Genomic DNA, 7,902 nt, shown 5'->3' on the forward strand with positions numbered 1-7,902 from the left:
ATGAGTTCCCTCCCAACGAATGCGCCAACTACTTCACCGCCGCCGGCTATGAACCGGAGTAACTGGAAAATGCTCTAATCGGGGGAATCGTGGAAACAGGCCCGCCGGGTTTTCTCCCGGCGGGCCCGTTTCATTCGTGCGTCGGTTCGCGGGACCGCGGCGGTGAGTGGATCGTGTACCGGGCGTCGGAAGGAACCGAAAGGCTTCAGGCACGTTGTCGGGCGACCACCCGTCAGATCCGCGTCAGATTGGCCAGGCGCGCCACCAGACCAGGCGTGATGTCCGTGTTGGCCTCGATCACTGCCATGAGCATCCTCACGTCATCGGGGTGGTCCAGAACGATGCCAATGGCGTCGACCTTGGACCTGTTCAGCGAGTCCGGTTGGACGCCGACGAGCTGCTTGATCGCGCCCCCGAAGTCCGTTTCCTTCAAATTCAACTCTGTCAGGGCATGGTCGACCTGGCCTTCGAACGCGACCTGGACCCCGACATTGAAATCCAATCTTTCATAGATTGGAAAGAGCCCTTTCTCAATCGCCTCGGACAGCGAGAAATTGCTAGTCGCCAGGGTGAGCGGCATGGCCACCATTTGCAGCGCGTTCATGACCGGGGCCGGCACGCTGTCCGAGATGATGACCGTGGAGCTGGAACCGACCTTGGCCGGTAGCGTCTTCAATTGACGGATTTTCCCTTCGGAATTGGGAATGCGATCATTGATGATGAGTGTGTCGCTTTGGTCCATCTGAAACGGATCGGCGATCTTGGTCGCGCCATAGATCCCGATGATCAGCGCCGGACCGCCGGTCCTCGCCACATGCGCGCTGACCGCGGTGACCCAGCCCCGAACGCTGAGCGCCTTGTTGGCGTAACCGATGTAGATGGCGGAGTTTCTGTCGATGAGCTGGAGAATCTCGGACGTGGTCCGGTTGGTCTCGGCACCCGCCTCCAGCACGGAGCGCAGATCGACCGGCCCGGATCGGCCTCCGGAATTGTAGAAGGCGCCGATTTCGCCGTGCCCCATGCCCATGAAAGCGTGATGCGGGTCGTTGGCGAAGTTGACCACGTTGGCCCTTCCGGCCGGCGTGTTCTCACCGTCCTTTCCCAATTGCACCAGTTGGCCTCCCCGGTAATCGAGGGTGCCATATTCATAGAGCCGCAGATTGCGGACCTCCGCCAATTCGGGATTGGTTCTGCGCATCACATCCACCCGCGTGGGCAGCGACCCGTCTTTGACCGCAACCGGATCGGACAACGGCCCTTCGATCACGAAATCCCCGGGCTTGATCTCCTTCAGCATGGTTTTCGGAGTCATGAACCGGTTGGCGTTGAAGGAGGTGCCGGGGGAGAAGGCGCTCTTTTCCTCCTTCACTCCCGTCGCTTTCAAACCGAGTCCCTGGAGCAGACCGACCGTGCGCACGATGAAGGCGGTATCGCCCTGACCCATGGCGCTGAAACCCATCACGTAGAACGTCATGCCCGTGTCGGAGCGCAGAAGCGCCAGATTTTCCTCGTAGGATGGGTCATGCGCGAGGCGCTCGTTCAAGGCCTGCGCCGCTTCCTTCGCCTCGGTCGTTTTGGTCGGCGGACGGTTCGGCAACAGCGCCGGCGGGCGGTACCTGCCCGGTTTGATCATTTGGCGGCGTTTCGCCTCCAGCTTTGAGAACCCGAATTCCTCCTGGTCCTGGGTGGCGCTGTGCATGAACCCCTCCCACGCCCGGCCCGAGCCGGGACTCTGGGCGAGGTTCTCGACCCACCGAAGCGTCGCATTGCCCGGCCCGCGCCGCAGTTCGGCCAGGGCTTCGGTGGCTTGCCGGTCGGCGGACGGCGCCGCGCGTCGGAGCATCCCTTCCAACTTGCCGTCGAAGGTTTCGAAGGCGGCGTCGAGGCAAAGCTCGCCGGTCCGGGCGCCGTAGAGCGCGATCCGGGACGGGCAGCGCAACAGGCCGGGGTCAAGGGCCAGCAGATGGGCCCAGCGGCGGTCGAGCCGGCTCCAGAGATCATCCGATTCCGATCCGGACATTTTCGATCTGAACAGGGGCAGGTCGGCCAACGCCTTCGGGTCCAGGCCGATGCCCCAGACGGGATCAATGAGAACCTCCACCACCCGGCTGCGCAGCCGGGTGCGCAGTTGCTCCAGGGCATCCGTCGTCATCGCCCCGACCTCCGTCGGGAAATCCTTCAGAACAGCCTTGTCCGCGTCGGCGAAGTCGTTCCAGGGAAGGGGCGTGGTCCGCAGGGTCCGCAGCATGGTCTCGATGCGGTCGAGCGGCGCGTCGGGATTGCCGAGCGTCTCGCCGAGCGGCTTGAGACAGCGCAGGAGCGACACCGCGTCCCGCCCGTCGGGATCACCGGTCAGATAGGTGTTGATCTCCGCGTCCGTGGCGGTGAGGAAGCTCTTCAGATGGACTTGGCCCGTCATGCCCGTGGTCAGCCACCCGATCCGTCTCTCGATGGCCTCGTCAATGACCGTGTCGGCGGCCTTCGCGTCGTTGTCGGCGAGCGCCGGGCGGACCGACTCCCACAGGCCGCGGTCCATGACGGGTTCGATGCCGCCGTAGATGATGCCGATGATCCGGCCGGCCGGGGCGCACAGCGGTGCGAAGGCCGGCATCGCCGCCACCGACATCGGATAGTCCAGAATGATCGTCCGGACATCCAGCCCCGACTGCGTCAGCGGCTTCACGATGCTGCGGACCATCTCCTCCGTCGTCCACGGCCCCGGCGACAGGCGGTCGCCGCCGCCGCTTCCCTGGTTGACGACCAGCAGCCTGAGGGTCCGGCCGGCGGACCCCTTGGCGAGGTCGGAAAGCTGGAGCGCGACCTCCGCCGGATTGGCGCCCAGCGTGATCCTTGCGGCGTCGTCGGGATAATAGCTTCGCGGGTAATCGGCGTCGGCGCCCTGCGCCAGCTCCGCGCTGCTCAGCATCAGATGGCGGCAACGGCCCAGGCGCAGAGCCTCCAGCGACGGGTCGGCGCCTTCCGGCGTTCCGGTGCGCAGGCTTGCGTCGATCAAGGCGTTCAGCGTGCCGGCCAGCCGGTTGTGCACGGCGACATCGTCCGTCAGCACCACGCTTTCGCAGACTGACCGGATCGTGTCGGACAGAGCGGCGACGGGCACTCCGGCGAGCAGCGAGAGGGGTGGCCCGCCTTCCGCGGCGGCCGTCACGGAGAGTGTGGCCCCAACCGGGGCGTAGCGGAAGGGGCCGAGATCCACCTCGGCGTTCCAGACGATGACCAGCCGCCCGCCGTCGCGCTTCAGCGCGAGGTTGCCGCCATGGGTGACCAGCCAATCCTCGATCAGCGGAGCGGTGGCGGTGAGCAGTTCGTCCGGTTGGCGCCCGGTCCCGCTGTCCTGGAGCAGGATGGCGAGGGGGGCCGCCGTCGCGGCTTTTTCCCGCCGTGGCCCGGAATGCTCCAGATGCAGAACCGCCGCCCAGGGACCTTCGATCACCGGTTGGACCCCCAGGCTTTTCAGCGTCGCTGCCAGGGTGGCCAGCGTGTCGGGGGCGTCGAAGCGGGCGCGCAGGAAGGACGCGCGTTTCTCGATATGGTCCTCCATGACCGTCGACACCCACAGGCCGAAGCCCACGGCGCTCGCTGTGGCCGCGGCCCCGTCGCTCCAGGCTCCTTCGCTCTTGGCCGCCCTGATCGCCTCCGAGACCGTCTCAGGCAGGGTGGCCAGCTCCGCGTAATCGGGAAGCCGGGCGGCGAACCAGCCGTCGAAGGCCGCCGCCAGCGCCTTGTCCGTGGCAAGACCGTAGCCCTGGCAGGCTTGTTCCAGCATCACGACGAGCAGCCGCTGGACCGTGGCGTCGTCGAGTCCGTCGATGGCCTTCAGCGACAGGGGGACGATGCCCTCGCGGATGCGGGCGCGGATCGCCGCGATGCCGTCCGCCGTCGCCCGATCCTGGCTGGCCAGCAGGCCGTGAAGCCGCGTGATCAGCGCCGGAGCGGCGTTCCCCGGCGGGAGCGAGGATTGGCACAGCGCATTGATCGCCTGCAGGGCCGAGGTGATCCGATAGGCCTCTCCAGGGCGGGGCAGGCCGTCCTCAAGCCGCACGTCTCCGGTGAAGCGCCGCCACTGCTGCTGAACGGCCAGCGTGCCGTGACGCGGGATGGTCACATCGACCAGCACGGCGGCGCAGTCGTTGCGCCCGTAGTCCGAGGCACCCCGGCTTCCGATGCCCGTCACCCCGTCCTCCGTCACCCCGCTGCCTGCGTCGTCCGTTGGGAGTTCCGTGGGCGTCGCGCCGGCGAGCCGGTGCAGCAGCCCGTACAGCTCCAGCTTGAGCGAGAACAGCGCCATGACAAGGATGTTGTGCAGACGCTGGAACAGGGCGAACCAGGACGGTGCCGACAGGCTGGGGTTGACGAGCAGCTGGGCGGTCCAGCCGTTCGCGCCTTCGCTGCCGTCCTCCAGGACGATGAACCGGCTGTTCCCGGACGGATCGGTTTCCGCCATCCGCTGCGCCAACGTCCGCAAGCGGCTGCGCAGCCACCCCGCCAGTTGCGGATAGCCGCCGTTGAGGAGACGGGTCATCGCGCGGTCGGCGGCGGCCAGCCGGTCCGCGGGCAGCGGAAGGTCATGCCGGACCTTGAACCGGATGGCGAGCCGGAGGCGGCAGGCCGCTTCGGCGGCGTAGGACAGATGAACGCCCCCGGCGGCCTGCGTCGCGTCGCCCAGCGCGTCGGTGATCCGGGCAAGGCCCGCCACGATGGCCGTCACCGCGTCCCAGCTTTGCGCCGCCGCAATGTCCTGGTCGAGGCCGAGCAGTTGTCGCCGCTCCTCCGCAAAGGGGGCGGTGCCGCCAGCCTCCTCCGGTCCGGCGAACGCGTCGATCAGCGGCATCAGAACGTCGCGTGCGTCGCGCAGCCGGCGCGAAATGGCGTCGTCCCCGATGGGCTTGCCGTCCTTCGCCTCTCCGACGACGCGCAACGCCTGCTTCAACAGATCGAGGGCGGCGTTCAGCCGGTCGTCGGGAAGGGGAAAGCGCTCGCCTTCATAGATCGCTCCCGGCGCCACGCCCAACAGTGCCGTGTTTCCGTCGTCCGCCACGAACAGCCGGTCCATGGCGGCGGTCTGGGCGGTGGCCCGCTCGCCGGGTGCTTCGATCCCCAGGGAGGACTCCCGGACCATCCGCAGCCAGGCGGTCTGCAATGGTTGGAGCGGGTGGACGGCGGCGGCGGTCCAGCCGCGCATGGCGTCGCGTTGGGACGCCGCCGTCACCGGCAGGCCCAGCGCCGTCGCGGCGTGGGCCACCGCGTCCATGCTCGCCTCCACTGGGGTGGAGGGCGGGGTGGAGTACGGGGATTCGGACGCGACAACGATCAATCTCCGGCGCGTGCGGGACGGCATGCGGGATGTCCTTCGGCTCGGTTGGGGGCGTGTTCGGGAATGGGCGGAAACGCGCCCGCCCCGCGCGCCCCGGTGGGGCCGCGCGGCGTCGCGGTCCCACCGGGGCGGCGGATCATCCGGGCTTTACAGGGCCGGGTCGCCCTTGCTGTTCATCGCCCGCGCGATCTGGGCGCTGGCCGCGGCCATGGCCTGCTGCGCCGCCTCGTTGGCTGCGGTGACGGCCTTCTGCTGCTGCTCGCTGGCCTGCTGCATCGCCTGACCGCCGCTGCCGCTGCTGGCCCGGAGGGCCTGAGACATCGCCTCCTGCGCCTGCGACATGGCGCCCTGCTCGTCGGCATGGCCGCCGGGGTGCGCGGTCAGGCCGGGGATCGCCTCCACGGCGTGGCCGGCGAGCTGGATGGCCTGCTCGACCGCGGACAGGGCCTGCTCGGCGGCGGCGTTCACACTCTTCACCGCACGGTCGAGCAGCGCGCTGGCGATTTCGGCGGGCGTCTTGGCGCCGGTTTCGAAGGGCGACGCATTGGGCGTCGCATCGGTCGCCGGTGTCGTCAATGACGGTGGCGATGGCGACGGTGGCGGAGCGGCGGGAGGCGGCGTGTCCGGCGGCGCCGGAGCGGCCGGCGGTTCAGGGTTCGGGCTGCTGGGGGGCTGGGAAACGCCCATCCTTCGATCTCCTTCGTCCGGTTCGGTTTTGCGGGGCGCTGGCCGGCGTCTCCGTCAGCGCCGGCGTCTCCGCCGCTGATGCGGTCGGCGTGGATGGCGCAGAGGCTGGCGCGAAAGGCGGTGCAGAAGGCGCCACCCCGGTCACGGCCGGCAGGGGCGGGTCAGGCGGCGGTGGCGGTGGTGACGGCCGTGGTGGTGGCGGGGGGATCGGGGCGAAAGCAGCGCAGCGAGATCACCCCCGCGGCCCCCATCTGGATTTCCGCCTGAACGCCCTTGCCGAAGACGGGGAAGAGACAGGACGCGCCGTCCTGGCCCATGATGCCGCGTTGCGGCGGCGTCGCCGACAGCAGGGTCTGCGCCCCGGCGAGATAGCCGGCCACCAGCACGCGCACCGCGTCGCCGGTCTCGTCCCGGAAGGCCGTGTCGCGGACGATCTGCAGGGCACCGTCCGACAGGCGGGCGAAGCCGACCGGCCGGCCGCGCTTCTGCCAGTTGGAGACGGCCCGCGCCACGTCCGCCGGGGCGGCCAGCGGAGCGACCTGCGGGCATTCCAGAAAGCCGAACAACTGTGGAAGAATGGTTTCCAGCGCGCCGCCGGCCCGCTTCTTCCGGTCGTCCGGCGTCGCGGTCAGGGAGCCCAGCCGGTTCACGTAGATCAGATAGAATTGATAATAGTCGGCGAACTCCTGCACGGTGCGTGCCTGGTCCACCGCGAAGGCGGCCGCCTCCCTCTGAAGCTCGGGGTTGGCCGTCCCCTGGCTTTCCTTGCGGTAGAGCAGCTCCTGCACCGCCAGCTGCTCGTCGAAGCCCATGAACTGGAAGACCGGAGCCCCGGAGACCCCCAGCCCGGCGAGGAAGGACGCGCTGGCGGCGAAGTCGTCCTGGGTCAGGAGATTGTGGTCGGCGAGGATGCGCTTGACCTGGGCCGACACCGTGGCGCTGGCGTCGCCGGATTCGGCGTCGGCCAGCGTGCGCAGGCTGTCCACCCCCAGCGTCATCAGCTTCACCGGGCTGACCATCAGCTTCATGGTGGGCAGCAGGGCCAGCCGCGTCGCGTGAAGACCCTGCTGGACCTGCTCCACGAGCGTGCTCTCGTCCGGGAAATCGTAGCGCGGACCGGCGTTGCTGATGGCCCAGTCGAGCCACTCCGACCCGCCATCGATGAAGGCGAGCGCAAGCCGCCCCAGGTCGGTGAGCCCGGCGCGGTTCTGGATCATCTTGTTGGCGACAGAGACGGTCATGGTGGGGACACCTGCGTAAGGGTCAGCTCGACGGGAAGCTATTCAGGACCGTGGAGGCCGCGGTACCGATGCTGGTGAAGTCGTTGGCGGCGCTCGTCATCATTCCCTGGGCCTGGGTCAGGGCGGTGACGTATTTCGGGTCGCCCGTCGCCAGGAGCTGCGCCATCGCGACACCGATCGCCGTGGTGGCGATGGTGGAGACGTTGCGCAGCGTGTCCGTCGCGTCCTGCACGGCCATGGCCGTGGACTGGGCGACCGCCTGATAGGCTTTCCCCGCGCCGCTGGTGGTGACGACCTGCTGGCTCATGGTCGCCGTCTGCGTCTGGTTTATGACGTCAATGATCTGCGCATTGACCTTCGTGGGCTCCGACATGAAGGCTCCTTGCTCGTTGTGGCCTGGACGGCCGGCCGCTGGGGGATGGGCGCGGGGTCAATCACGACCCGCCGCTGACGGTGCTGTTTCCGGTTCCGCCGGCGACGGTGCCATTTCCGGTTCCACCGGCGACGGTGCCGTTCCCGGTTCCACCGCTGACGGTGCTGTTCCCGGTGCCACCGCTGACGGTGCTGTTTCCGGTTCCGCCAGCGACGGTGCTGTTTCCAGACTGTCTCTTATACACATCTCCGAGCCCACGAGACTATAAC

5 protein-coding genes are annotated in these 7,902 nt (G+C 68.3%); all 5 read right to left on the reverse strand.

The features are described 5' to 3' along the window. Positions 1 to 232 precede the first annotated feature (232 nt). Positions 233 to 5,356: a hypothetical protein gene (locus Q4I23_RS28205; RefSeq protein ID WP_498528400.1), complete on the reverse strand. Its 5,124-nt coding sequence runs from the start codon at positions 5,354 to 5,356 to the stop codon at positions 233 to 235. Between the two features lie 123 nt (positions 5,357 to 5,479). After that, complete coding sequence (locus tag Q4I23_RS28210) at positions 5,480 to 6,019, reverse strand: hypothetical protein (protein WP_498528401.1); 540 nt, start codon at positions 6,017 to 6,019, stop codon at positions 5,480 to 5,482. Between the two features lie 161 nt (positions 6,020 to 6,180). Next, on the reverse strand, positions 6,181 to 7,260 hold the full coding sequence (locus Q4I23_RS28215) for a hypothetical protein (protein ID WP_498528402.1): 1,080 nt from the start codon (positions 7,258 to 7,260) through the stop codon (positions 6,181 to 6,183). Positions 7,261 to 7,282: 22 nt separating this feature from the next. Next, the gene (locus Q4I23_RS28220; RefSeq protein ID WP_014200165.1) at positions 7,283 to 7,633 is read right to left on the reverse strand and encodes a hypothetical protein; all 351 of its coding nucleotides are present in this window, start codon (positions 7,631 to 7,633) and stop codon (positions 7,283 to 7,285) included. 61 nt (positions 7,634 to 7,694) lie between these two features. After that, positions 7,695 to 7,877, reverse strand: coding sequence for a calcium-binding protein (locus Q4I23_RS28225; protein ID WP_498528403.1), 183 nt, complete (start codon positions 7,875 to 7,877; stop codon positions 7,695 to 7,697). Between the last annotated feature and the right edge of the window lie 25 nt (positions 7,878 to 7,902).

It is taken from the genome of Azospirillum sp. UFLA03-27 (genome assembly GCF_059803775.1).

Coding starts and splice junctions, on each gene's coding strand:
- Q4I23_RS28205 (WP_498528400.1), bottom strand. CDS start 5,356: ATGCCGTCCCGCACGCGCCGGAGATTGATCGTTGTCGCGTCCGAATCC.
- Q4I23_RS28210 (WP_498528401.1), bottom strand. CDS start 6,019: ATGGGCGTTTCCCAGCCCCCCAGCAGCCCGAACCCTGAACCGCCGGCC.
- Q4I23_RS28215 (WP_498528402.1), bottom strand. CDS start 7,260: ATGACCGTCTCTGTCGCCAACAAGATGATCCAGAACCGCGCCGGGCTC.
- Q4I23_RS28220 (WP_014200165.1), bottom strand. CDS start 7,633: ATGTCGGAGCCCACGAAGGTCAATGCGCAGATCATTGACGTCATAAAC.